Genomic DNA, 24,585 nt, shown 5'->3' with positions numbered 1-24,585 from the left:
ACAAGGAGACCGTCATGCAAATCAACGTTGGAAGTCTCGACCGCATTGTCCGCATCGTCGTCGGACTGGTTCTGCTCAGCCTCCCGCTGTGGCTGGATTCATCCTGGCGTTGGCTGGGACTCATTGGATTCATGCCGCTCATCACCGGCCTGGCTGGCCGCTGTCCGGGCTACCGTCTGCTTGGCCTGAGCACTTGCCCGATACAAGAGAAAAAACCGGAGTGAGCATCCCATGAAACTGCATTTTCTGGGCGCTGCGCGCGAAGTCACCGGGTCGTGTTTCTTGGTGGAAGCGCTCAACGTACGCTTCCTGGTGGATTGCGGCATGGTTCAGGGCGGCCGCACGGCGGCGGCGCGCAACCATGGGCCATTCCCGTTCGACCCGGCGTCGATTGATTTCGTGCTCCTGACCCATGCCCATATCGACCATAGTGGGCTATTGCCCAAACTCACGCGCGCCGGGTTCAAGGGGGCCATCTACGCCACTCCCGCCACGGTTGATCTGCTGGGCGTGATGCTGCCCGACAGTGCCCACATCCAGGAGAGCGATGCAAAACGCAATGCGCAGCGACTCCGCGGAAAGGACGCACTGCCGCCGCTGTATACGCTGCAGGATGCCAGCGACTGCTTGCAGCAGGTGCGAGGCATCGAATACGACCGGGAGTTCGCGCCCCGCGTCGGGGTGCGCGCCCGATTCCGCGATGCCGGGCACATTCTTGGGTCGGCCATCATCGAGGTCTGGGTCACCGAACATGGCGACCCGACAAAGCTCGTTTTCAGTGGCGACCTCGGCCAGCCGGGGCGCCCGATACTGCGCGACCCGACAACCATCGAGCACTCCGACATCCTCGTCATCGAGTCCACCTACGGCAACCGCCAGCACAAGGATTTCTCGGCGACCGAAGAGGAAATGATCGGCATCGTCGAAAAGACATTGTTCGAACGCGGCGGCAATGTCATCGTGCCGGCCTTCGCGGTCGGCCGAACCCAGGAAATCCTTTATCACCTGCACCGACTCACCTGCGAGGGGCGGCTGCGGCAACCGAAGGTATTCGTCGATTCGCCGATGGCCACGCAGGCCACGCGCATCACGCGCGAGCATCTCGAATTGTTCGACGAACAGGCGAAGCGGTTGGCCGGCTGGCACGCGCGCGGCGAGAACCTCCCATACCTGAATTTCACAGCGAGCGCTGAGGAGTCCATGGCGCTGAACCGGATCCGCTCCGGGGCCATCATCATTTCTGCCAGCGGCATGTGCGATGCGGGACGCATCCGGCACCACCTGCGGCACAACTTGCCACGCCGCGAATGCAGCATCTTGTTTCCCGGTTTCCAGGCGCAGGGGACGCTTGGCCGGCGCCTGATCGAGGGGGCCGAACGCGTGCGCATCTTCGGTGAGGACATTCCGGTACGTGCTGCGATCCACAGCGTGGATGGCCTCTCGGCGCATGCCGACCAAAAGGCGTTGCTGGATTGGGCTCGGGGTTTTATTCACCCCCCGGCGCAAACCTTCGTGGTGCATGGGGAACTGTCCGCCGCCCAGACCTTCGCCGAACTCTTGCAACAGCAACTCGGCTGGCAGGTCACGGTGCCCGAGTATGGTCATGCGCTGCGCCGGCCGGACTTTCTGGCGCACGAGTGATGAAGCCCGCCGAAGATCTCGATGAACGCCTGCGCGCCATCCGCGAGTCGCCAACGTACCGTCTTGCGTACGAAGACATCGAGCTGCTTGGCCAGGAAGAACTGCGGCCGCTGCGACTGCAGCTCGAACTGCTCAAGCCTGACCGCATCCTGCACGAGCAAGGCATTCGCTCGACGGTAGTGGTCTTCGGCAGCGCACGCGTGAGCGATGCCGAGACGGCAGAAGCCCGTCTTGGCGCGCTGGAGCGTCAGGCGCGCGTCACTCCGGAGGATGTCGGGCTGAGGCAAGAGCTTGCCCGAGCCAATCGCCGGGTCGAACAGGCACGTCACTACGAGCAAGCGAGGCGTTTCTCGGGCCTTATTTCGGCGCGTTTCCAGCAGCAAAACCGCCGTGATTTCGTCGTCGTCACCGGGGGTGGGCCCGGCATCATGGAGGCCGCCAACCGCGGTGCTTTCGAGGTCGGCGCACGTTCGATTGGCCTCAACATCACGCTGCCCCACGAACAGGCACCCAACCCCTACATGTGCCCAAATTTGGCGTTCCGATTCCACTATTTCGCGCTGCGCAAGATGCACTTCTTGTTGCACGCCAAGGGCTTGGTGGCCTTCCCCGGTGGCTATGGAACGCTCGATGAGCTGTTCGAGGTGCTCACCTTGATCCAGACCGGAAAGATGCAGCGTATTCCGGTGGTGCTGGTTGGCCGTGCATTCTGGCGTCGCGTAGTTGATTTCGATCTTCTGCTCGACGAAGGCTATGTCTCTCCATCCGATCTCGACTTGTTCACCTGCGTAGACGAAGCCGAGGAAATCGTTAGTGCCCTCGAACGCTTCTACGTCAACAGGGCGGCAGGCGATAGGGCAACATGATTGGCATCGACGGGTATCACTGGAGCCTGCGCGGCAACAAGGTGCAGCAGCCGATGCAGTGCGCCGCCTTGTTGATTGCGGGTGCATTGTTCAGCCCGATTTCTGCTTTCGGTTCCGACTTCTCGCTCTCTGCAGATCCTCCCTCCTGCTCGCCAGGGCAATCCCTGCGCTGGCGGGGTGGCACCCTGCGCCTGGAGAACGATCTATTCACCGGCTCCGACCGCAACTACACCAACGGTGTCGCGCTAACAGCAGTCTCACGTGATCTGCAAGGCGAGCTCCGTCCCGAGTGCCTGCCACAGCCGATTGGTTTGTACGCCCGCTTCATCGGCTGGGCCGATCCCGGCTTCTGGCGCGATACCGGCGACCAACCGGCATCGCAGAACCTCGTCGTTCGCTTTGGCCAGTCTATGTACACACCCGAGGACAAGACGCGCACCGATCTGATTCCCGACGATCGGCCGTACGCTGGCCTGCTCTACCTGAGCCTGGCGTGGAATCGCCGAATCCACCCACAGGCTGCCAGCTATGAAATGCTGGACGTACGCGAACTAACCCTGGGCTTGATCGGCCCCTGGTCGCTGGCAGAGAAGTCGCAGGATCTGGTGCATCGGGTGCGTGGCATCGAGCGATTTCGCGGCTGGGACAACCAGTTGCGCAACGAGCCGGCATTTCAGATGGCCATGGAACGCAAGTTCAAGCCGTACACGGAGGGTGCGGTCCGCCCTGGATGGGGCAGCGACGTGATCGGCAGCTATGCCCTGCGGGTCGGAAACATCGAAACCGCCGCCAGTACCGGCGTGGAGTTTCGCGCGGGCTGGAACATACCGAACGACTTCGGCAGCTATCCGATCCGCCCTGGCGCGGAGAACCGCCCGCCCTCTGGTGTTGCCGATCTGCGCACGACAACGCCGCAATCGGTCCTGGCGCCCAAACCTGGGGCACATGTCTTCCTGAACCTGGAGGGTAAAGCCGTCGCCTGGGACTTCTCACTCGACGGAAACATGTTCCGGAATAGCCACCATGTCAGCCGGCGGCCTTGGGTCGCGCAAGCAGCTCTCGGCATCAGCAGCCAATGGATCGTTGCTGGACGTGGCGTGCGGCTTGCCGTGATGCGCGTTTGGAGAACCCGCGAGTTCGACCAGCAGGCGGGCTATCACGCATTCGGATCGATCGCGCTGAGCTTGGAATTTTGAGGACACCTGCAACCATTCGTTAGACCCAAAGCATTCGTCACAACATCAATGGAGAAATTCGTGAACCAGCCCTTGAAACCCAGATCGTTCTTCACAGTCTCGCTGTCCGTGCTCTTGGCAACCTTCGCCACGGCACTCGGTGCGCAGTCCGTAGAGGCGGCAAAGCCAATGGCGCTTCGTACCATAATGGAAAGACTCGGGCGCGACATGCAAGTCGTCACGGGCGCGATCTCCAAAGAAGACTGGCCACTGGTCGCCGAGCTAGCACCACGAATTGCCAAGCATGCCGAGCCGCCCATGTCGGAAAAGATGCGCATCCTTGCCTGGCTTGGGGCAGACGCTGGAAAGTTTCGGGGTCTTGATGGACAGGTTCATGACGCCGCGACCGCCATGGGCGAGGCTGCACAGCGGAATGACGGCCAAGCAGTCATCGCGGCTTTCTCCAAAACCCAGCAAAGGGGTTCACCCCCGTTTTCACGGACACTTACGAGAAGGCCGATCGAGGCCTGAGGAGTGTTCATGTCGAAGCGAAGGAAGTTCAGCGCCGAGTTCAAGCGCGGTGCTATTGAGCAGGCCAGCCAGCCGGGTGTGAGCTGTGCCCAAGTGGCTCGGGAGTTGGGGATCCGCGACACCCTGTTGACCCGCTGGAAGCGGGAAGCCCAGAGCCAGGGGGTGGTGGCTTTCGGCGGCAGCGGGACGCCCCGGGACGAAGAGCTGGCCCGCCTCAAGCGCGAGCTGGCCCGGGTGAGGAAGGAACGGGATTTTTTGCGAGAAGCGGCGACGTTCTTTGCCAAGGGATCATCCTGAGGTATCAGGTGATCGAACGTTGCCGCGACGCGTTTCCGGTTCGACTGATGTGCCGCTGCCTGAAGGTGTCGGCCAGCGGTTACTACGACTGGAGCCAGCGACTGCCCAGCGCCCGACAGCGCGACAACCAGCGCCTGGCCGCGCGAATCCGCGAGATGCACGAGGACAGCCGTGGCACTCTCGGCGCCGGTCGCATGCACGAAGACCTGGTCGATCAGGGCGAGTCGGCCAGCTTGAACCGCGTGGCGCGACTGATGGCGGCCGAGGGTTTGCAGGGCTGGCCGCGCCCGAAGCGGCGCGGTCAGCGCGGACGGCCGGCGCTCACGCCTCCGGGCGTGCGCAACCTGCTGGAGCGGGACTTCACCGCACTGGAGCCGGAGACCAAATGGGTCACCGACATCACTGAGATCAAAACAGGACAAGGCAAGCTGTATCTATGCATCGTGCTGGATTTGTTCGACCAGCGCGTGGTGGGTTGGTCGATGCACCACAGGCAGGACCGGCACATGGTGATCCGGGCGGTGCAGATGGCGGTATGGCAGCGGCAAGGCGCGGAGCCGGTGATCCTGCATTCCGATCGCGGCAGTCAATTCCGAAGCGGCGACTACCAGCGGTATCTGTCGAGAAACGGCCTGGTCTGTTCGATGAGCGCGGTGGGACACTGCGGCGACAACGCGGCCTGCGAAGGGTTTTTCGGCGTGCTCAAGCGCGAGCGGATCTACCGCACGAAGTACCTGACACTCGATGCAGCGAAGACTGATGTGTTCGAATACGTCGAGCGGTTCCATAACCCGAGGATGCGGCGAAGAGTCGCCAGGCGCGATCGGGAGTTCCAAGCTCTTTCACAACCGTCCGTGATTTCGGGGTAGAACCCCAGCCTCCTGTCATTCAGCATGAACGTCGCCACGGATTCCGCTGTGCGGGAGCTATCGAGTCGCCATCAAGTCGTCATCGAAATCGGGGTACTCTGTAACTGCGGTGTCAAGACCGATTGGCTCCAGGGCATTGCGGAAATCGTCTGAATGCGACGGTTGCGCGCCACAAAAATGGTGCGCAGCATGGAGCACCGTGCAGCAGCCCGCGCCATAGATCATGACTGTTTGCATCAGAAGCGCACCGCTTCGGTGCAAGAGTGCGGATTCAGAGCAATCAGGTCTTGGGTAAGACTGAAATAGTCAGAATGCGCCGTCGTTGGCTGGGACTGCTCAGTCGGTGATCGAACCGTTTTCCTCGGCCAGCCGCAGGTACTCCGACAGCCGCCGCACGGGCTGGAAGTAGCGATCGCGCATCACAGGTTGCTTGTGCGGCCCGACGATGGACGCCAGATCGGACAGCTTCACATGGCCCAGGCCGGGCATGCCTATTCCCAGGTCGATCAGCCCCCATGCCGTATCGCCATCGGCCGGGTCGAGCGCGGCCAGCAGCCAGGTGGCGTGCGCGTCGGGGGTGAACAGTCGCACCGCCGGCATTGGGTCGATGCTTCGGCCAGCGGCGCGTGCCGCGCCGACGGCGAGCAGTTGCGCCCGCTGTTCAGCGGTGACGAGCGGCTGGGTCATGGCCCGAATCCCCACGCATCCGAGGATGCACGGATACGATTTTCCACCGAAGCGCGGAACCGCCGAAGCGGATGCGTGCTTTGGCGGGAAAGCGCGAAGGCGCAAGCCATCGAATCCGTACATGCACGGAAACGCGGAAGCGGAATTGCGCAGGCCAGGAAAGACACAGATGCGGTTCCCAGATTCTGTCGGAATCCGCCCATGCGGATTTCTGCAAAGGCACGAATACGGAAATCAACGACACCAAATGCGCACTATAGTTTGTAGCCCTATAGTGCGCAATCGGCTGTCATCTTGGTTTTCTAAGGAAAACCATAGGTGGCGGCGAAAGACTCATTGGCGACGGCAATACGGACGGTCAGGAAAGCGCGCGGCTTGAGCCAGGAAGCGTTCTCCGACGTGTCCAGCCGTACCTACCTGAGTTTGCTGGAGCGCGACCTGAAAAGCCCGACCATGCACAAGCTGACCGAGCTGTGCGAGGTCATGGACGTGCATCCGCTCACGTTGCTGACGCTGGCCTATGCCGGCGACAGCACGCGCAGGGCCGATCAGCTTCTGGCGCAGGTGCGCCAGGAGCTGGAGGCGGTGTTGAAGGAACGCGACACGCCGTAGGCGCGTGCGTGACGTGCTGCGCCAGCAGCACGGCGCCCCGCCGCAATGGACGGGGCGCGGTGGGCGGCCGTCAGGCTGCCTTGGGCTTGCTGCGCGACCAGATCAGGTCGTGCGTGCCGTCCTCGTTCTCGATCAGGCGGGCATAGACCGTCGCCGGGAACGAAGGGTCGTCGATGCTCACGGACAGGTACTCGCGCCCGGCCTCACTGGTCTTCTTCCACGCCGCGCCGATCTCGTGGCCGGCCGCCTGAAGGTGGAAGTCGGGGGCGTTCTCGCTGTCGCCCTTGTCGTTGGGAACCAGCTTGACCTTGACGTTCAGGGTCAGGGTGCGGAGCTGGCCGGTGAAGCCGTCTTTCTCTGCGGTGAAGGTGCCGATGTTAGCCATGATGTTTCTCCTTTCGGGTTGAACAAGGTCGCGCCAGTGCGTCCTTGTTGTGATCCGGCCGGCGGGGGATGGGCTGGCCGCACCGCGCAGCGGTCGCAACACCGTGGAGAACCTGGAAGCGAAAAGAATTTGCTGCGCGAGGAAGCCGCGCAGCGGCGGGGAAATTGTTTTCGCTGGAAGGTTGCGGCCATGAAGCCCAAGGCGCAGCCGCGCCCCCGCCAGGATTCACGACAAGCCAAGGACGCACGGGCCGCCTGTCCCGAATGGAGACATGGCCGACTCGGCATCCCCGCGTGACGGCTTCACCGGCTTGCGCCCTGACGCGGGCAAGGCCAATCCCCCAACGACAGGCGAGAACGCCCCCGCCGCAGCTTGCGGTGACGTGCGTGAGGCGTGGTGTGGAAGTTCCATAGGCAAGACCGGGCGGCGTGTCGGTGAACCGTCCTTCGTGACGTGGTTGCTCTGAACCGCCAGCGTCGAGGCCGGCACGCTTTGGCACAACCTGCCGCAGCAAGCCGGGGCGTAGCCCCACAAGCCCCGCCCATTGCGGCGGGGCGCCATCGAAATCTTGCCCGCGTCAGCGGGCACCGATCGCCGTACCGCGCGCAAGGCCGTTGCGCGCCCGCCCCGTCGCCGCCTGGCCGAAGGCGGCGACGGGGCGGTTTTGCGGTGGACGTTGAAACCGGGCGCGGCAGGTCTGCCGCGCCCGGTTTGAGGTGAAACCCCGGCGCTGTGCGCCGGGGCTATGCTGCTATGTCACGCGGCGAGCGCGTGGGCTTCCACTTCGTCGGCGGCATCTTCCGGTGCATCCACGTCCTGCGCGCCTTCCTGCGGCTCCGTGTGGTGTCCGCTCTTGAACACGGCGGGCATCCAGCCCGTACCCTCGGCCAGCCGTTCCGCCTCGCTGGCAATGTCGGCCTTCTTCAACTTCGCCAGCCGGGTAGCGTGCGACGGCGCGAACTCGCCCACGGCTTCCAGAATCACGGCCTTCGGCACATGCTGGAAATATCCGTCTGCGGTGGGCTGCCACCATGCGGCCATGTCCAGCCCCACGGCCTGCGCTAGTTCCGCGCCCGGCTGGTGCGCCGTGGCGCGGGGCGTCACCACATCCACGGTCGCCGCCACGCATACCGCCAGCAACCGCACCAGTTCGCCTTGCTCCATCGCCAGCAGCGCGGCGAACAGTTCAGCGCTGTCCTGCGGCAACGCTTCGCCCGCGACTTGCTGCAATTCGCGCAGGGCTATGGCGGCGAGCGAATCGGGCCAGTCCGGGGCCATGCTTTCCAGCCGGTCTTTCACGGTGAGGCGCACGCCGAGCGGCAGGCCGTCGTGGTAGTGGCCGTCCTGCAGGACGGTCTGCACCATGCCATGCACCAGCGCAGCCAGCGCGACCTGCGGATGCCGGGCCACTTCAATTTGCAGCGCGGCGGTGCGGTGCGCGCTCAAGCGCTGCGCCAGCCGGTCGGACAGGATCGCGGCCTTGGGCTGCTCGGCGTCCTCGCCTTCGTCGTCGTTCCCGGCTTCGCCCTCCGCGTTGCCGAACCCCTGCCGCAAGCGTTCCAGCGTGCGCAGCGCCTTGGCTTCGGCTTCGCGCAGCAGCCCGCGATGAATCACGGCTTCGCCCTCGCGGTCGAGCGTGACGATGGCACCGGCCACGGCGCACACGTCCGGGGCGTAGCCCTGCAAGGCTTCCTCCACGGCTTGCAGTTCCCCGGCGACCTGTTCGCGGCGCGGTTCCAGCGCCTCGGTCTTGTCCTCGTCCTCGGCGTCGTAGGCGTCTTCCAGTTCGGCGTCGATCTTGTCGAGGCGGGTTTGCAGCGATGCGATGCGGCGGGCTTCGCGGGCGCTCGGTTCGCGGCGCTGGCGCGGTGCGTTCTGGAACGCCTGCCGCTCGGCGTAGCTCATGTGCGGCACGGCTTCCACCCACGCCCAACCCTCGGCGCGCACGTCCCCGGCCAGCGCATCCAGCTTGCCGCGCACCAGCGTTTCCAGCAGCGCGGCGTCGGTCAGGTAGGTTCCGGCATCGCCTTCCGCGAACAGGTCGCGGCGGATGCCGCCACCCGCCGCCGTGTAGGCGTCCAGCCCGACGAAGCGCACCAGCGGATGCGTGGCGTCGATTTCGCGTTCGGTCAGGCGTTCGCGCAGCGCGGATGCGCCGCGCTGCCATTCCGGCGCACCGTAGAACGCGGCTTCCTGTGCGGGGTGGTCGTCGGTGATGGTCAGGGCCATCAACTGTTCCAGCGTGACATTCCCGGCCCGGTAGTCAGCCAGCAGGCGCGGCGAGACGTTGGCCAGCTTCAAGCGCCGCTGCACCACCAGCGGGGTCACGCCGAAGTCGGCGGCAATGTCCTCGATGGGGCGGCCTTCCTTGACCAGTGCGGCGAACGCCTCGAACTGGTCGGCCGGGTGCATCTGCTCGCGCAGCAGGTTTTCCGCGAGGCTGACGGTACGGGCCGAAGCGTCCGGCACCAGCAGGCAAGGCACTTCGTAGTCGGCGGCGATGCGCTTTTTCTTCGCAAGCAGCTTCAAGGCGGTCAGTCGGCGGTCGCCGGCCACCACTTCGTACTGCTCGCCATCGGCGGCAAGGATGACAACGAGGTTTTGCAGCAGACCGATGCGGGCGATGCTCGCGGCCAGTTCGGGAATGGACAAGCGCGGGGTCTTGCGTGCGTTGCGCTTGGAGCGGCGCGGCAGCAACTGCGAGAGCGGAACCAAAATCAGGTTCTTGGTCGGGTCGGCCACTTCCAGCGGCGCGGCGGTTTCGATGGCACGGGTTTCGATTTGGGTAACGGCGTTCATGGTGATAACTCCTTGCGGTTAGGGATGCAGCAGCGAGAGAAGCGGCAAGGGCTGCTGCCTGCCCCTGCCGCGTGGGGATTCAGGCTTTCAACTGGCGCATGCCATCGGCCAGCAGCCAAAGCGCACGGTTGAGGCGGATGTTTGGGTCGATGCCCTGCACCGGGCGGGTTTGCTGGCGGCGTCCGTTGGCGCTGCGCCCGCGCAGGCCGCCTTGGGTCAGGTTCTCTTGCGTGCGGTTGAACACGCTCCACAAGTCCGGGCGGCGGTCGTCGAAGCGGCGCGGCATCAGGATTTGCGATTCCGTGATGGGCGCGGGTTTGTCGGGGTCGTCGTACTTGAGGGCCAGCGCGGCGCGGGCGAACACTTCGGATTCGCCATCGTTCAAGGTGATGGCGCGCATGGAATCGCGGGATTCCTGCACGCGGTCGAAGCCGCGCAAGACTTCGTAAGCGCCTTCGATGACGGAACCGGCCACGTCGCCTTTGTGGGGCACACGCACATCGGCTACCGTGTCGCCGCACACAAGGCCATTGCTGCACACGAACCGGAACATGCCCGCGAGCATTTGGTAAGAACTGGTGCCGTCGTGCGAATTGAGAAGCACGATTTCATTTGCTTCCGCGCCGTTGATCTGGCTGGCGTGGCGCAGGCGCAGCATGTGTTTGGTGTAGTCGCGGCGGTCGTCGTGGCGGACGCGGGTCTGTGCTGCCATGAAGGGTTCAAACCCTTCCTTGCGCAGTTCCGCCAGCACGGCGGCGGTCGGGATATAGGCGTACCGCTCGGAACGGCTTTCATGGGGGGCGTCCGCGAAGATGGATGGCGCGACCTTGCGGATTTGATCGTCGGACAGCGGGTAATCGCTGCGCAGCGACGGGGAACGGGAAGCGAATCGGGATGCGAGTTGCATTGCATTTCTCCTGACGAAAAGGGTTTGCTGTTCAAACCGCACACCGGATTCCTAGATTCGGAGCCCAGCCTTTCGGCTGTTCGGTGCGGTTGGCACGAGGAACCCGGTTGGCCCTGTTGCCACCGTCTTTCCTGAGTTCATCGCCCGCGGCCAAAGGAGCGCGCGGACGGGGGCCGTCAAGGAGACAAGCGCAGGGTTGGTGCGGCCCGCAGGCGCAGCCGAGGACACGGCCCTGCGCGCCTTGACGGCACACGGAAGCGGGCTACGGTCGCGGGTAAGGTGATGAAGTCAGGGGAGACGGCTGGACAAGGCAACGGCCATCCCTATGTGCTGACCGCACGGCAAGCGAAGCGCGCAGGCCCGAAGCTGGAAGCCGGGCCGAAGGCGTCAGCCGAGCGGAGCGAGGGAACGATGGAAGCCCGAAGGGGGGCGAGACGCCGCAGGCGGCTCGATGCGAAGCACGACAGCGCGACCGGCCATGCTTCTTGGCCGGGGACGCCCATGCAGTCGTGGAGATGCAGCGTGGATCTTCTGTGGTGGACAAGCAGCCTTTGCGGCATCGGTATTGCCGCGCCGGCGCAGCCGGGGCGGCGGTGTTGCAGGGGCGCCAAGCGAAGCGCGGCGGGGATGTGCCGCAGGCACTTCCCCCGGAGTGCAAGCGCCAGCGCGCAGCGCCGCAGGCGCGAAGTCATCGGCACCAGGGCGCAGCAGAAAAAAGGTGCGCCGCCCCGCAGGGCAGCGCACCGGATGGCGCCAGGCGCGATCAGTTCGCCGTCATCGTCTGCAACTGCTCGATCACGCCGGGTTCGACGAAGACGCACGGCTGGTCGGCCGCGATCGGCACGTTGAACACCAGTGAGAAGGCTTCGCGCTTGAGGTGCGCCAGGCGGCCCGTCCGGTACGCCTGTTCGGGCTTCACGCGGCCACCGCCCGCCGGCGAGCCGCTGCGCTGCGGGTCGCACTCGACCAGCGCGACAAAGCCGTCGTCGGACAGCTTCTGATGCTCGGGGCACAAGCCCCAGCCGGTTGCCGTGTGACGCTCCATGCTCGCGCGCAGGCGGCGATCCAGCAGGATGGCGCCGGTGTCGAAGCGAGTACCGCAGACAAGGCAAACGTGTTGTTCAAGCGAAACGTGCGATTTGTCGTTCATGACGATCTCCGGTTGCACGGGCGGAATTGCCCGGAACCGTCGCCAGCACGGCGCAGCGCAAGCAGTCAGGGGTCGCAGACGGCCGCCAGGACGCAAGCGCGCAAGGCGCGTGCAGCCCTTGACGGCGAGACCGCCGTGATACGGTGAAGGGAACAGCAAGACCGCCCTCAACCTCACAACGAAGGCGCGGACAGGCAAGCGGAGCGCGCAGGCCCGCCAGGGCCGAAGGCGTTAGGGATCAAAGCCGAATGGCCACGACTCGCAGAGGCGTGGGGCGCAGCCCGCGAGCCCGACGGCGGAACGACGGGACGCCCCCGCGGATCGGTTACACGATGGCACAAATGGGCTACGATGTGGCTACACTTTTCCAGAGTCTGTGTCCATGGCAAGCAGTGATGTCGTTCGCGCCCGAATTGATAAAGAAATCAAGGAGGAAGCCAGCCATGTCTTATCCGGAATGGGGCTGTCGATTTCGGATGCGATTCGCATGCTGCTAACACGCATCGCGACCGATAAGGCCTTGCCTTTCGATCTGAATCGTGTCGCTTCTCCGCTGAAGCGCAAGACTCCATGAGTATGCGAAATATCTTTCAGGACTCGCAATGACAGAGCCAACAATCATTTGCCCAAACTGCAAGACCGAGATTCGCTTAACAGAGTCTCTCGCAGCTCCGCTTATCGCTGCGACGCGTCAGCAATACGAACAACAAATCGCACAAAAAGACTTGGATTTCGCCAAGCGCGAACAAAGCCTGCGGGAAAAGGAAAAACAGGTTGCCGAGGAAAAACGCGCGCTCGATGACCAAATTGCAGATCAGGTTGCAGCACAACTAAAGACCGAGCGCGCACGAGTCATAGCCGATGAAGCCAAGAAAGCGAAGCTCGCGAGCGCGGCAGAATTGGACGCGAAAGCACGTGAGCTAGTTGAGCTTCAGGAGGTATTGAAGTCACGCGATGAGAAGTTGGCCGAAGCCCAAAAGGCGCAGGCTGACTTGATCAAGAAACAGCGTGAACTCGACGATGCTAAACGCGAACTGGAATTGACTGTTGAGAAACGTGTTCAAGAGGGCTTGACCGAAGTGCGAGCTATGGCACGGCGAGAGGCCGAAGATGGTTTGAAGCTCAAGGTAATGGAGAAAGATCAAACCATCGCGTCGATGCAACAGAAGATCGAGGAATTGAAGCAAAAGGCAGAGCAAGGCTCGCAGCAACTGCAGGGCGAAGTCCAGGAAATGGATCTTGAAAACCTACTGCGCGCGAAATTCCCATTTGACTCTATCGAGCCTGTTGCAAAGGGCGAGTTCGGTGGGGACGTGCTGCAACGTGTTATCAGCCAAACTGGACAACCAAGCGGCGAAATACTCTGGGAGTCAAAGCGAACCAAGAATTGGAGCGACGGCTGGCTCTCCAAGTTGCGCGATGATCAGCGAACCGCTAAAGCGGAGGTGTCGGTTCTCGTGAGTCACGTATTGCCAAAAGGCATTGAGACTTTTGATGTTATTGATGGTGTTTGGGTAACCAGTCCACGGGCGGTTCTGCCAGTAGCAACGATACTCCGCCACACTCTGCTTCAGGTAAGCATGGCTAGGCAGGTCAGCGAGGGGCAGCAAACCAAGACCGAAATGGTTTATCAGTACCTGACCGGACCGCGATTCCGTCATCGCGTGGAAGCGATCGTTGAAGCGTTCTCCTCGATGCAGCAAGACTTGGATAAAGAACGAAAGGCCATCATGAAACAATGGGCGAAGCGTGAAGAGCAGATCGAGCGTGTAATGGGCGCCACTGTTGGTATGTATGGGGATCTGCAAGGCATAGCAGGTAAGTCACTGCAGGAAATCGAAGGCCTGAGCCTGGTGGCTCTGCCCGGCCCAAATGATGAAGAACAGGGAAGCTAAAAGCCGTGACTCAAAATTCAAATACGAATGATGCGCCAGTCCCATCACCTGCTGACGTCGTGCCTGCAAAAACACCGCCTTTACCCGCCATACACGATGCAGCGCAGCAGGCACGAAATCTTCGGCTGGTACTTCAAGACGACAAGCAGCGCATAGGTTGCTTCCTTGGGGCTGGCTGCCCTCTTGGCGTCTACGATGCTGAAGGAAAAAATAGCATCGTGCTGATTCCAGCGGTTGTGGAATTGACAAAACGTATTGCTGCTGGACTGTTGTCGGCAGATGAAGCACCTGAAGCTACGTCAAAGTTCAAAAAGCACTGGGACGCATTGTGTGAAGAATGCAAGCCAGCAGATGGCAAAGACCCTACCGTAGAAGACGTGCTGACGGAATTGCGTACTTTGGCGAATCGCCGAGGAAGTGCGGAAATTCTGGGGATGACGAAAAAGGACTTGAGCGACCTTGACGAGAAGGTTTGCGCGTTAATCGCAACGGAAATACGGAAACCATTGCCTCTGTATCGCAACGCGTACAACCGTTTTGCGTCTTGGATAGGTGGGGTATATCGAAGCTCACCTGCTGAAATATTTACTCCAAACTACGATGTTCTCTTCGAGCAGGCATTTGAGCAGCACCCGCTCCCACACTTCGACGGATTTGTTGGTTCCCACAAGCCTTGGTTTGATTTGGCATCGATAGAGCACGACGTTATCCCCTCAAGATGGACGAGGTTGTGGAAGCTTCACGGATCAATCAATTGGGAGAAAAGCGAAGAGATCGTAAATGGGGCGAAGGTAACCCGTGTCGTTCGTGTGACCCGTGAGGCAGAGGCGGGCAAGGTCATGATCTTTCCATCTCATCTCAAGTATGACCAAAGCCGTCGCATGCCGTACCTCGCGATGCTTGATCGACTAAGAGCCTTCTTCCATGGGAAGGATGCTCCTAGATTAGTGGTGTGTGGATATTCTTTTCTTGACGATCACTTGAATGAAGTCTTGCTTGATGGGTTGAGGGGGAATCGCAATGCCCAGTGCTTTGCGCTGATGTATTCAGGACTTGGACAGCACTCTAGAGCTGTGGACTATGCAGTAAAGCAAAGCAATCTCACCGTTCTTGCTTGGGACGGAGCGGTCGTAGGAACACGAGTAGGCCGATATCGACCCGGAACCATTGGTGGCAATGAGCACACTCCTTGGCTCACTGAAGAAGAGACCGAGGTTGGGGATGGCTCCAAAGAGCAGCAACCGCGCAGTCGTTTAGGCGATTTCCACTACTTTAGCCTTTTTCTTGAACAGCTTTGCGGTGGGGGCACTCACGATGCACAACCAGCCGGGTAACCCAGACCCATCACGGCTCGGAACCGTTGAAGATGTCAATGGTTCGAGTGTGAGCGTGAAGCTCTCAGAGAGCACGCCCGGTGGCCTTCTTTTTGTTAATGGGGAGGCATACCGTGTTGGACAAGTTGGAGGGTTCGTTCGTATTCCATCAGGATATGTCGATCTGTATGGAGTGATATCTCAGGTCGGCGCCGGAGCTGCACCCGGGCCGCCCGAGCTTGCTCCTCAGCTCGGTAATCGGTGGCTCAGAGTTGAACTTGTTGGTCAAGGACGACGGGGAACAAAGTTCGAGCGAGGGATAGCCCAGTACCCCTCGATCGGAGACTCGGTTCACGTAGTCACTGAGTCGGATTTGAAGACGGTGTATGCACCAGGGGACGATGATGGCTACGTCGCCGTAGGACGCGTTGCCAGCGCCGAGTCGATCCGTGCGTACCTGGATATGAATCGGCTTGTTACTCGCCACTCTGCTGTCGTTGGGAGCACCGGCTCCGGAAAGTCGAATGCCGTTGCAAATCTGTTGGGAGCAGTTTCTGACCAAGCACGCTTCAAGTCTGCACGCGTTGTACTGTTTGACCTCCACGGGGAGTACGCAAAGGCCTTTGGCGATCAAGCTAGGGTATTCAGAGTCGGAGCGGATACGGCCATAGGCGAGCGCGAGCTGCATGTCCCATTTTGGGCGCTGACGGCCGAGGAATTCATTTCCATAACGATGGGTGCAGTCTCAGGGACACCTTTGACCTTGCTGCAAGAAAAGCTGCTATCAAGCAAGCGCGCGTCAAAGGCGGCAGGTGTCGCACATGGCCTTCCAGACCTCACGATCACGATCGACACGCCGCTGCCATTCTCCGTTTACCAACTCTGGCATGATTTGTATTCGCTACATTGCGCAACTCACAGCGTAAGTAAGAACCAAAACCAGACTGACGCTACGCGCACGTACATTGAGGAAGGTGCGCCCCCAGTCAAAGCAGTTGGCGATGGCGACCAGCTTGTTCGTCCGAGATTTCGTCCGCTCAAAGACGAAAAGAATGATCCTGACAAGGTGTATGCGGGGATCTACGGTGATTTGCCGCGCGGACACCTCGATAGTTTGGAAAGCAAACTTCGAGATCCTCGCATGCAGTTTCTGTTTCGTCCTGGCCAGTGGGCACCCGACAAGGACGGAACAACGGGCGCTGATCTAGACGCGTTGCTTGAGGCATGGATAGGCGCAGATAAGCCGATCTCTGTTTTCGATTTATCAGGTATTCCTACCGCTGTTGTGGATGACTTGGTAGGGGCCGTGTTGCGTATTCTGTATGACGCAATTTTTTGGGGTAGAAACAAGCAAGAAGGCGGTAGAGAGCGGCCCCTTCTTGTCGTCCTTGAAGAGGCACATGTATACCTTGGCCCTCAGTCAAAGAATAGAGCTGCGATTGCAGCACGGCGCATCGCCAAAGAGGGCCGGAAGTACGGCGTTGGCTTGATGCTAGTCAGTCAACGACCATCCGAAGTGGACACCACAATTCTTTCTCAATGCGGTACGGTTGTGGCCTTACGTTTAACCAACGACTCTGATCGATCCCAAGTAACCTCCTGCGCATCGGACAATCTCAAAGGGCTGTTTTCAATGCTTCCGGTTCTCCGAACTGGTGAAGCATTGGTCGTGGGTGAAGCCGTCAATATGCCAATACGGGCAATCATTGACCGTCCGCCTGAGGGCCGACGCCCGGAAAGTGACGATCCGATGGTCGTTGTGCCCAAGGGGGAAGGCGGTAAGCGTATAAGGTCTGGCGGATGGACAGAACCTGTCAAAGATGAAAATTACAAGCCTCTAGTCGAGGCGTGGCGCAAGCAAGATCCTAATGCTGGAAAAACACAGGCAACGGATTCAGAAACCTGATTTTCAACCGAAGGAGACGACACTATGGAACGCACCTCCGTTACTTCAAGCAACATCAACTCCATTGGCTATGATGCCGATAGCCAGACACTGGAGATAGAGTTCAATAATGGCGCTGTTTACGAATACTCAGGGGTTCCTGAGGGCGAGCATACTGGGCTTATGAACGCGGACTCCAAAGGGACGTACTTCAATGCCAACATTAAGAATCGGTATCCCTTTTCGAAGCACTGATAGTGACCGCGGTCAGTAGGCATCAGATGATGGCCTGCAAGCCCTTATCAGCGATAACGTTGAGCAGCTTGAGCGCAGGGCCGGTGGGGTGAGTTTCGCCTTGCTCCCACTTGCGTACGGTCGAGGCCGACGTATGCAAGTGGAGCGCGAACACCGGCTGGCTGAACTTTAAGGTTTCGCGCAAGCGCTTGATATCCGCCGCGCCGAACTCGCGCACCGGCGGCGGGCAAATCGCGTCGAACTCGCGCATCGTCACCTTGCCGATGGCTCCCGCCTCAACGAGCGCCGCCAGGTCGCCACGCAGCGATTCAATGATCTTGCTCACAATGCACCTCCACTAAAACACCCAACTGCAACGCCTTCGACAAGGCTTCAGCAGACAGTTCCAAGAACACCTTGCCGGCGAATTGCAGCGCCTTCTTTTCGTCCTGCGTGATGTTCGCCTTGTCGTTCTTCGGGAAACCATGCAGGAACACGTAGCGGCTGCCGATCCTGGCCGATACCAGCGTGCGGTAGCCGCCGCTCTTGCCTCCGCCGGCGCGGGCCACCCGCTTCTTGTAGAGGGAGCCGCCCAAGTCCGCGTCGATCAGACCGCTTTCCATCTCTTGAACCGCCTTGCACAACGCGGCATCGGGCAGCTTCTCGCCGGGTTCTACCCCGAAATCACGGACGGTTGTGAAAGAGCTTGGAACTCCCGATCGCGCCTGGCGACTCTTCGCCGCATCCTCGGGTTATGGAACCGCTCGACGTATTCGAACACATCAGTCTTCGCTGCATCGAGTGTCAGGTACTTCGTGCGGTAGATCCGCTCGCGCTTGAGCACGCCGAAAAACCCTTCGCAGGCCGCGTTGTCGCCGCAGTGTCCCACCGCGCTCATCGAACAGACCAGGCCGTTTCTCGACAGATACCGCTGGTAGTCGCCGCTTCGGAATTGACTGCCGCGATCGGAATGCAGGATCACCGGCTCCGCGCCTTGCCGCTGCCATACCGCCATCTGCACCGCCCGGATCACCATGTGCCGGTCCTGCCTGTGGTGCATCGACCAACCCACCACGCGCTGGTCGAACAAATCCAGCACGATGCATAGATACAGCTTGCCTTGTCCTGTTTTGATCTCAGTGATGTCGGTGACCCATTTGGTCTCCGGCTCCAGTGCGGTGAAGTCCCGCTCCAGCAGGTTGCGCACGCCCGGAGGCGTGAGCGCCGGCCGTCCGCGCTGACCGCGCCGCTTCGGGCGCGGCCAGCCCTGCAAACCCTCGGCCGCCATCAGTCGCGCCACGCGGTTCAAGCTGGCCGACTCGCCCTGATCGACCAGGTCTTCGTGCATGCGACCGGCGCCGAGAGTGCCACGGCTGTCCTCGTGCATCTCGCGGATTCGCGCGGCCAGGCGCTGGTTGTCGCGCTGTCGGGCGCTGGGCAGTCGCTGGCTCCAGTCGTAGTAACCGCTGGCCGACACCTTCAGGCAGCGGCACATCAGTCGAACCGGAAACGCGTCGCGGCAACGTTCGATCACCTGATACCTCAGGATGATCCCTTGGCAAAGAACGTCGCCGCTTCTCGCAAAAAATCCCGTTCCTTCCTCACCCGGGCCAGCTCGCGCTTGAGGCGGGCCAGCTCTTCGTCCCGGGGCGTCCCGCTGCCGCCGAAAGCCACCACCCCCTGGCTCTGGGCTTCCCGCTTCCAGCGGGTCAACAGGGTGTCGCGGATCCCCAACTCCCGAGCCACTTGGGCACAGCTCACACCCGGCTGGCTGGCCTGCTCAATAGCACCGCGCTTGAACTCGGCGCTGAACTTCCTTCGCTTCGACATGAACACTCCTCAGGCCTCGATCGGCCTTCTCGTAAGTGTCCGTGAAAACGGGGGTGAACCCGCCCGACTGCCAGCGTGCAAAGTCCTTGCGCTTCAGGATGTCCGTCATTTCGACGTCCAAACTATACCCGAAACGGGCATACTTTTCCAGTCTCCGGTGTAGCACCTAGATAGAAGGGATGACCCGCCCGATTGTCGTGACGCCGGCACGACAATCGGAGCCGACAGGACGGGATGCCGGCCACCGGTCACGCGGGCACCCTTGGCCGAAATCAGCAGCGCATAGGCCGACCACGGCAGCGTGAAGACCTTGGCCAGCTCGGCGAGGCCGAATTTCCCAGACACTGTCTCGGAAATTGCAGAACAGGGATAGTCGGTCGGCAAGGCAGCGGGGGACGCCACCGAAAGCGTCCTCTTGCTCATGCCGTGGCCTCCGCAGGGCGCCGCGCGCCCGTGATGGCCTGCCGCCTGCTGGCCACCAGCTCGGCCGCATCGCGCACCGGCTTGTCCTCGGTGTGGACATAGTGCATGAACATCGCCACGGTCTTGTGGCCGGTGAGCTTCATGCCTACCTTGGTCGGCACGCCCGAATTGGCAATGTCGGTGGTCGAGCGATGGCGGATGCCGTGCGTGCCGACGTGCGGGACGCCGGCGGCCTTGAGCACCCGGCACCAACCGCCGTAGTGCTCGCCAAAGGTTAGGTGCTTGGTCGGGTCGTTGGGCGACGGCAGGACGTAGGGGCAGCCCTCCCGGCGCGGAGTCGTCGAAAACAGCCGATAGGCTTCCGCGCTCATGGGCTTTGAAAGGCCGCCGGTCTTGCTGTCGGGCCAGGCCACACGCCGGTTCTCCAGATCGACCCAACCCCATTCGAGCATGCAGATTTCGGAGCGGCGTCCGGCGAACTCGAATTGCAGGCGGATCGCCAGCGGGATGACGTAGTTCTCCAGTCCTTCCGCCTCCAGCTTCGCCAACTGGCGGAAGATGAGCGCCAGCTCGTCGTCCACGATGAGCCGGGTTTCCTCGCCGGGCGGGTACATCGGGACGTGTCGGCACGGGTTCGTGCCATCCGGGCGGTAGCCCCACACTTCGGCCAGGTTGAACATCTTGCGCAGCACGCCGAAGGCGTTGTTCGCTTCGGCCGGCTTGTAGGCCAGCTTCTCCATCAGCCCGGCAATGTCGGGCCGCTTCACGTCCTGCACCTTCTTGCGGCCGATCAGCGGGACGATGCAGCGGTCGATGACCGCCTGATAGCCGCGCTGCGTGCTCGGCTTGTTGCGCTTCTTGGAGTAGTCCTCCATGAACTTCTTGCACAACGCTTCGACCGTGGGCGCCTTGCGCGCCTCGGCCTTGGCGCCACCGGGGTCGCCGCCCCGGCGAACCTCGGCCAGCCAGTCCTGCGCCATGACGCGGGCCTGCTCCACGGTCAGTTCCCCGAACAGGCCCAGCGAGGGCTTGCGGGGTTGCCCGGAGTTCGTGCGGTACTGGAGCATGAACACCCGGCGGCCCTTCGGGGTAATCTTGCACAGGAAGCCCGGCACCACGGTATCCCGTAGTTCGATGTCCTTGGCCTGGGGTTGCGCTGACTCTACGGCGGTCTTGGTGAGCTTGATCTTTGCCATGATGACTCCTTGGAACGACCCGGATTCCAAGAGCCAGATAGGAGCGGCGCGAGGGAAAACCGGGTCAAGTTTCAGAAAGCACCGGCATATGATGGACGCGCGTAAGTTCTTGATAAACCTGCTGTATCGAGCTGCGACGCAGTCCAGCGAAGTACCGGGCTGGAGTCATCGTCAAACAAAAAACCGCCGGGAGCGGTTTTTGACATCGCTTGTCGATGGCCCGAAGGGTTGCCGCCACGGACGGCGGCAACAAAAAAGGGTGCCACTGGCACCCTTCTTCGTCATCCAACCGTGCTGCGGATCAGGCCGCGACCACGCGCACCATTTCCAGGCACTTGTTGGAGTAGCCCCACTCGTTGTCGTACCAGCTGACCAGCTTGACGAAGGTGGAATCCAGCGCGATGCCGGCGTCGGCGTCGAACACCGAGGTGTGGGTCTCGCCGCGGAAATCGGTGGCCACCACCTTGTCCTCGGTGTAGGCCAGCACGCCCTTCAGCGCGCCCTCGCTCTGCGCCTTCACCTCGGCGCAGATCTCGGCGTAGGTGGCCGGCTTTTCCAGCTCGCAGGTCAGGTCGACCACCGACACGTCCGAGGTCGGCACGCGGAAGCTCATGCCGGTGAGCTTCTTGTTGAGCTCCGGGATCACCACGCCGACGGCCTTGGCCGCGCCGGTGCTGGACGGGATGATGTTCTCGAGGATGCCGCGGCCGCCGCGCCAGTCCTTGTTGGACGGGCCATCGACGGTCTTCTGGGTGGCGGTGGCGGCGTGCACGGTGGTCATCAGGCCGCGCTTGATGCCCCACTTGTCGTTGATCACCTTGGCCAGCGGCGCCAGGCAGTTGGTGGTGCACGAAGCATTGGAGACGATGGCCTGGCCGGCGTAGGTGGCGTGGTTGACGCCGTACACGAACATCGGCGTGTCGTCCTTGGACGGGGCCGACAGGATCACCTTCTTCGCGCCGGCATCGAGGTGCTTCTGCGCGGTTTCCTTGGTCAGGAACAGGCCGGTGGATTCGATCACCACGTCCACGCCCGCCTCGTCCCACTTCAGGTTGGCCGGGTCGCGCTCCTGGGTCAGGCGGATCTTCCTGCCGTTGACCAGCAGGTGGCCGCCCTCGACAGCCACGTCGGCCTTGAAGCGGCCGTGCACGGAGTCGTACTTGAGCATGTAGGCCAGGTAGTCCGGCTCCAACAGATCGTTGATGGCGACGACTTCGATGTCGCTGCCGAAGTTCAACACCGCCGAGCGCAGCACGTTGCGCCCGATGCGACCGAAACCGTTGATGCCGACCTTGATTGCCATGTTCGAGAACTCCTGCGGCCGCAGATGCTGCGGCGGGGTGGAAGGGGACTCCCATTGTAGCAGCCGGGCTTGCCCGGCTGGCCTGCCCGGCTGGCCGCGGCGCACATGACGAAAGCCGCGTGCGGCACACGCGAAATCATGAACCCGTTCTGAGTGCAAACGCCTGTTTGATCCGGATCAAGGCGAGCGCGCGATGCCGTGCGGAGACTGGCTCCACCCCACCACGCAATGGAAACACGCAATGCGCAAGACCCCCGCCCTGCTGCTCTCCGGCCTCGCCGCCGCCATGACCCTGGCCGCCGCTCCCGTCATGGCCCAGTCCAAGGGCGACTGGACGCTGGGCGTCGGCGTCCACGCCGTCGACCCGAAGTCCGACGCGGGCGACCTCGACGGCTCGGCGCTGGGCCTGGGCGCGTTGCCGACCAAGGTCGACAGCGACGTCAAGCCGACCGTCACCGCCGAGTATTTCGTCGCCGACAACCTCGGCATCGAGGTGCTGGCGGCGTTGCCGTTCAAGCACGACGTGAGCATCGACGGCGTCGGCAAGGTCGGCCAGACCAAGCAGTTGCCGCCGGTGGTGTCGCTGCAGTACCACTTCGCCAACGGCAGCAAGGTCACCCCGTTCGTCGGCCTCGGCGTGAACTACACCAAGTTCTTCAGCACCGACGCCAAGGGCGCGCTGGAAGGCACCCGGCTCAAGCTGGAAGATTCGTGGGGCCTGGCCGCCCATGCCGGCCTGGACTTCGCCGTCAGCGAGAAGGGCGCGCTGCGCGTGGACCTGCGCTGGGCCGACATCGACACCCGGGTGAAGGTGGACGGCAACGCGCTCGGCACCGCCAGCATCGACCCGCTGGTGTACGGCGTGGCCTACGTCTTCAAGTTCTGATCCACCGGCACCCTCCCGCCATCGCGGGAGGGTGGCTTCCCCCCGGGCCTGCATGCGATCCGCCGCGAGCCAAGCGCGACGGGGGTGCATGCAGGCCCGCCTCTTTCGGCACATGGCTGCGATGATGCCGCCGCTAGAATGCGGCGATGAATACCGCCACCCGCCTTCCCGTCTTTTTCTCCGGTCTGGTCCTGGCCGCAACCGCCCTGCTCCCCGCCCCGGCCTCGGCCTGGGGTGCGCAGGGCCACCGCCTCGTCGCGCGCATCGCCGAAACCCGGCTGGAACCGCGTGCGCGGGCCGAAATCGACCGCCTGCTGGCCACCGAGCCCGGTGCGACATTGGCCGACATCGCGCCGTGGGCCGACCAGCTGCGCGCCGAAGACCCCGACCTGGGCAAGCGCTCGGCCGGTTGGCACTACGTCAACATGGCCGAGGACGACTGCATCTACGACCCGCCCAAGCATTGCCGCGACGGCAACTGCGTGATCGAGGCGTTGAAGGCGCAGAGCGCCCGCCTTGCCGACCGCAGCCTGTCCGACGCCGAGCGCCTGCAGGCGCTCAAGTTCGTCGTGCACCTGGTGGGCGACATGCACCAGCCGATGCACGCCGGCTACGGCCACGACAAGGGCGGCAACACCTACCAGCTGCAGTTCGACGGCCGCGGCACCAACCTGCACTCGCTGTGGGACAGCGGCATGCTCAACACGCAGAAACTGGACGACGACCACTACCTGCAACGCCTGCAGGTCCTGCCCGCCCCGGCCGGCATCGCCGTGCCGGACCTGCAGCGCGACCCGGCACGCTGGGCCGAACAGAGCTGCCGCATCGCCATGCGGCCGGGCGTCTACCCCGCCGGGCACACCGTGGGGGATGCCTATGCGAACAGCTGGCGCCCGGTTGCCGAAGCGCAGTTGCGGCTGGCCGGCGAACAGTTGGCGGCGCTGTTGAACGAGCTGCTGGGCCCGTAGATGCGGGGCTTGCCCCGCATGTGGCCTTGCCGGGAAAGCCCCGTGTGGGGCAAGCCCCACACCTGCCCGGCGCGACAAGCGCAGATTCCTCGTGGATGCGGGGCTCGCCTGGCATGAAGCTTTCCCGCTGAAGTCCTTACCGGGCGCCCGCGACCGCATGCTCCATCAACGCGGCGGCCTGCCCACCCGCACCTGCGCCTGCCCCTGCACCACCTCGAAGGTGAACGCATAGGGCAGCGTCACCGGCACTTCCTCCACCTGCGCGGCGCCGGTGCAATCCCCTGCCGTCACCGGCACGGTGCCCGGGGCGAAACGGCAGATCGCCGCCGGGCGGAAGCGCCAGCCGCGCACGGCATCGGCCGCGGCCTGCAACAGCGCCCCGTTGCGCGCCTCGTTGCCCGCGCCGCACTGGCTGTGCGCCAATAAGGGGAAACCGCGCTGCACCTGCCCCCGCGCATCGACGACGACGTTCAGGCATACCGTCACCGGTGGCAGTGTTTGCCGCGACGCGGTGGCCGGCAATTCCGGCAACGGCGCATGCAGCGGCTCGGGCATGCGGAACACCTCCCTCCCCGACAATTCATAGGGCTGCACCTGCCCCGCCTGCCCGCCGGCGGATTCCGGCGCCAGCAGGCGCTGGCCGATGGAGGAAACAGGTTCGGCTTCCTCCACCATCGGCGACGTCGCGCAGCCCGCCAGCAACAGCGCCGGCAGCACCATCGACAAACGCATG

Annotated in this window: 26 protein-coding genes; 14 read left to right on the top strand and 12 right to left on the bottom strand. The window is 62.6% G+C overall.

What is annotated here, in order from left to right; all coding sequences use genetic code 11:
• Window positions 1–14: 14 nt before the first annotated feature.
• The 6 genes from MIC98_RS05855 to MIC98_RS05830 all read left to right on the top strand — a co-directional run bounded on the left by MIC98_RS05855 (window position 15) and on the right by MIC98_RS05830 (window position 5,379).
• Window positions 15–224, top strand: a complete 210-nt coding sequence (locus MIC98_RS05855; protein ID WP_239736446.1) for a DUF2892 domain-containing protein — start codon at window positions 15–17, stop codon at window positions 222–224.
• Window positions 225–231: 7 nt separating this feature from the next.
• Window positions 232–1,641, top strand: coding sequence for an MBL fold metallo-hydrolase (locus MIC98_RS05850; protein ID WP_239736443.1), 1,410 nt, complete (start codon window positions 232–234; stop codon window positions 1,639–1,641).
• Window positions 1,641–2,507 (top strand): TIGR00730 family Rossman fold protein, encoded by an 867-nt coding sequence (locus MIC98_RS05845; protein WP_041110943.1) that lies wholly within the window; start codon window positions 1,641–1,643, stop codon window positions 2,505–2,507. Before MIC98_RS05850 ends, MIC98_RS05845 begins: the two co-directional genes overlap by 1 nt.
• Window positions 2,504–3,703, top strand: a complete 1,200-nt coding sequence (locus MIC98_RS05840) for a lipid A deacylase LpxR family protein (RefSeq protein ID WP_041110945.1) — start codon at window positions 2,504–2,506, stop codon at window positions 3,701–3,703. Before MIC98_RS05845 ends, MIC98_RS05840 begins: the two co-directional genes overlap by 4 nt.
• A gap of 48 nt (window positions 3,704–3,751) precedes the next feature.
• Window positions 3,752–4,213 carry a cytochrome C gene (locus MIC98_RS05835; protein ID WP_275584478.1) on the top strand — a complete coding sequence of 154 codons (462 nt, stop codon included), beginning with the start codon at window positions 3,752–3,754 and terminating at the stop codon, window positions 4,211–4,213.
• Between the two features lie 9 nt (window positions 4,214–4,222).
• Window positions 4,223–5,379, top strand: a protein-coding gene (locus MIC98_RS05830; protein WP_239734866.1) for an IS3 family transposase whose coding sequence is annotated in 2 segments (ribosomal slippage) — window positions 4,223–4,463 and window positions 4,463–5,379 — 1,158 coding nt in all. Because the reading frame shifts where the segments join, the coding sequence is not laid out codon by codon here.
• 336 nt (window positions 5,380–5,715) lie between these two features.
• Here the strand turns inward: MIC98_RS05830 and MIC98_RS05825 are convergent.
• Window positions 5,716–6,066, bottom strand: a complete 351-nt coding sequence (locus MIC98_RS05825; RefSeq protein WP_015476702.1) for a DUF2958 domain-containing protein — start codon at window positions 6,064–6,066, stop codon at window positions 5,716–5,718.
• Between the two features lie 318 nt (window positions 6,067–6,384).
• On the opposite strand from MIC98_RS05825, the gene MIC98_RS05820 reads away from it, so the two are divergent.
• The gene (locus MIC98_RS05820; protein ID WP_015476703.1) at window positions 6,385–6,678 is read left to right on the top strand and encodes a helix-turn-helix transcriptional regulator; all 294 of its coding nucleotides are present in this window, start codon (window positions 6,385–6,387) and stop codon (window positions 6,676–6,678) included.
• 70 nt (window positions 6,679–6,748) lie between these two features.
• On the opposite strand, the gene MIC98_RS05815 is transcribed toward MIC98_RS05820, so the two are convergent.
• From MIC98_RS05815 to MIC98_RS05800, 4 genes are all read right to left on the bottom strand, one after another.
• The gene (locus MIC98_RS05815; protein ID WP_014646114.1) at window positions 6,749–7,063 is read right to left on the bottom strand and encodes a DUF736 domain-containing protein; all 315 of its coding nucleotides are present in this window, start codon (window positions 7,061–7,063) and stop codon (window positions 6,749–6,751) included.
• Window positions 7,064–7,819: 756 nt separating this feature from the next.
• The gene (locus MIC98_RS05810; RefSeq protein ID WP_239736439.1) at window positions 7,820–9,862 is read right to left on the bottom strand and encodes a ParB/RepB/Spo0J family partition protein; all 2,043 of its coding nucleotides are present in this window, start codon (window positions 9,860–9,862) and stop codon (window positions 7,820–7,822) included.
• Window positions 9,863–9,941: 79 nt separating this feature from the next.
• Window positions 9,942–10,769 carry a DUF932 domain-containing protein gene (locus MIC98_RS05805; protein ID WP_239736437.1) on the bottom strand — a complete coding sequence of 276 codons (828 nt, stop codon included), beginning with the start codon at window positions 10,767–10,769 and terminating at the stop codon, window positions 9,942–9,944.
• A gap of 763 nt (window positions 10,770–11,532) precedes the next feature.
• Entirely contained in the window at window positions 11,533–11,919 is a 387-nt protein-coding gene (locus tag MIC98_RS05800; RefSeq protein ID WP_239736434.1) for an ATPase, read from the bottom strand.
• A 382-nt stretch (window positions 11,920–12,301) separates the two neighbouring features.
• On the opposite strand from MIC98_RS05800, the gene MIC98_RS05795 reads away from it, so the two are divergent.
• Genes MIC98_RS05795 through MIC98_RS05775 form a run of 5 tightly spaced genes read left to right on the top strand, consistent with a single transcriptional unit; the run spans window position 12,302 to window position 17,267 of the window.
• Window positions 12,302–12,493 carry a type II toxin-antitoxin system RelB/DinJ family antitoxin gene (locus MIC98_RS05795; RefSeq protein ID WP_015476707.1) on the top strand — a complete coding sequence of 64 codons (192 nt, stop codon included), beginning with the start codon at window positions 12,302–12,304 and terminating at the stop codon, window positions 12,491–12,493.
• Window positions 12,494–12,521: 28 nt separating this feature from the next.
• Window positions 12,522–13,814, top strand: a complete 1,293-nt coding sequence (locus MIC98_RS05790) for a DUF2130 domain-containing protein (RefSeq protein WP_015476708.1) — start codon at window positions 12,522–12,524, stop codon at window positions 13,812–13,814.
• Window positions 13,815–13,819: 5 nt separating this feature from the next.
• On the top strand, window positions 13,820–15,148 hold the full coding sequence (locus MIC98_RS05785; RefSeq protein ID WP_201765468.1) for an SIR2 family protein: 1,329 nt from the start codon (window positions 13,820–13,822) through the stop codon (window positions 15,146–15,148).
• A complete protein-coding gene (locus MIC98_RS05780) occupies window positions 15,129–17,033 on the top strand; it encodes an ATP-binding protein (protein ID WP_015476710.1) in 1,905 nt (634 codons plus the stop codon). The genes MIC98_RS05785 and MIC98_RS05780 overlap by 20 nt, the downstream gene beginning before the upstream one ends.
• Before the next feature lie 24 nt (window positions 17,034–17,057).
• On the top strand, window positions 17,058–17,267 hold the full coding sequence (locus MIC98_RS05775) for a KTSC domain-containing protein (protein WP_015476711.1): 210 nt from the start codon (window positions 17,058–17,060) through the stop codon (window positions 17,265–17,267).
• A gap of 22 nt (window positions 17,268–17,289) precedes the next feature.
• On the opposite strand, the gene MIC98_RS05770 is transcribed toward MIC98_RS05775, so the two are convergent.
• The 6 genes from MIC98_RS05770 to gap form a co-directional block, all read right to left on the bottom strand.
• The gene (locus MIC98_RS05770; protein WP_015476712.1) at window positions 17,290–17,592 is read right to left on the bottom strand and encodes a DNA-binding transcriptional regulator; all 303 of its coding nucleotides are present in this window, start codon (window positions 17,590–17,592) and stop codon (window positions 17,290–17,292) included.
• Window positions 17,576–17,905: a type II toxin-antitoxin system RelE/ParE family toxin gene (locus MIC98_RS05765; protein ID WP_239738051.1), complete on the bottom strand. Its 330-nt coding sequence runs from the start codon at window positions 17,903–17,905 to the stop codon at window positions 17,576–17,578. The genes MIC98_RS05770 and MIC98_RS05765 overlap by 17 nt, the downstream gene beginning before the upstream one ends.
• 14 nt (window positions 17,906–17,919) lie before the next feature.
• Window positions 17,920–19,076 (bottom strand): IS3 family transposase gene (locus MIC98_RS05760; RefSeq protein WP_239734866.1). Its coding sequence is split into 2 segments (ribosomal slippage): window positions 17,920–18,836 and window positions 18,836–19,076, totalling 1,158 coding nucleotides; the frame shifts between segments, so codons are not numbered across the junction.
• A gap of 105 nt (window positions 19,077–19,181) precedes the next feature.
• Window positions 19,182–19,499 carry a hypothetical protein gene (locus MIC98_RS05755; RefSeq protein ID WP_157883313.1) on the bottom strand — a complete coding sequence of 106 codons (318 nt, stop codon included), beginning with the start codon at window positions 19,497–19,499 and terminating at the stop codon, window positions 19,182–19,184.
• Entirely contained in the window at window positions 19,496–20,695 is a 1,200-nt protein-coding gene (locus MIC98_RS05750) for a site-specific integrase (protein ID WP_239736431.1), read from the bottom strand. Before MIC98_RS05750 ends, MIC98_RS05755 begins: the two co-directional genes overlap by 4 nt.
• 301 nt (window positions 20,696–20,996) lie before the next feature.
• Window positions 20,997–21,998, bottom strand: coding sequence for a type I glyceraldehyde-3-phosphate dehydrogenase (gap, locus tag MIC98_RS05745; RefSeq protein WP_057639944.1), 1,002 nt, complete (start codon window positions 21,996–21,998; stop codon window positions 20,997–20,999).
• A 241-nt stretch (window positions 21,999–22,239) separates the two neighbouring features.
• Here gap and MIC98_RS05740 point away from each other — a divergent pair, with 241 nt between their 5' ends.
• The gene (locus MIC98_RS05740) at window positions 22,240–22,884 is read left to right on the top strand and encodes an OmpW family outer membrane protein (protein WP_239736429.1); all 645 of its coding nucleotides are present in this window, start codon (window positions 22,240–22,242) and stop codon (window positions 22,882–22,884) included.
• 146 nt (window positions 22,885–23,030) lie between these two features.
• Window positions 23,031–23,852 (top strand): S1/P1 nuclease, encoded by an 822-nt coding sequence (locus tag MIC98_RS05735; protein WP_239736427.1) that lies wholly within the window; start codon window positions 23,031–23,033, stop codon window positions 23,850–23,852.
• Window positions 23,853–24,017: 165 nt separating this feature from the next.
• On the opposite strand, the gene MIC98_RS05730 is transcribed toward MIC98_RS05735, so the two are convergent.
• Window positions 24,018–24,584: a hypothetical protein gene (locus MIC98_RS05730; RefSeq protein ID WP_239736424.1), complete on the bottom strand. Its 567-nt coding sequence runs from the start codon at window positions 24,582–24,584 to the stop codon at window positions 24,018–24,020.
• Between the last annotated feature and the right edge of the window lies 1 nt (window position 24,585).

Origin of the sequence: Stenotrophomonas sp. NLF4-10, assembly GCF_022359915.1 — a bacterium.
Classification (GTDB): Bacteria; Pseudomonadota; Gammaproteobacteria; order Xanthomonadales; family Xanthomonadaceae; genus Stenotrophomonas; species Stenotrophomonas daejeonensis.
This window is presented reverse-complemented; position numbering and strand designations above follow the sequence as displayed.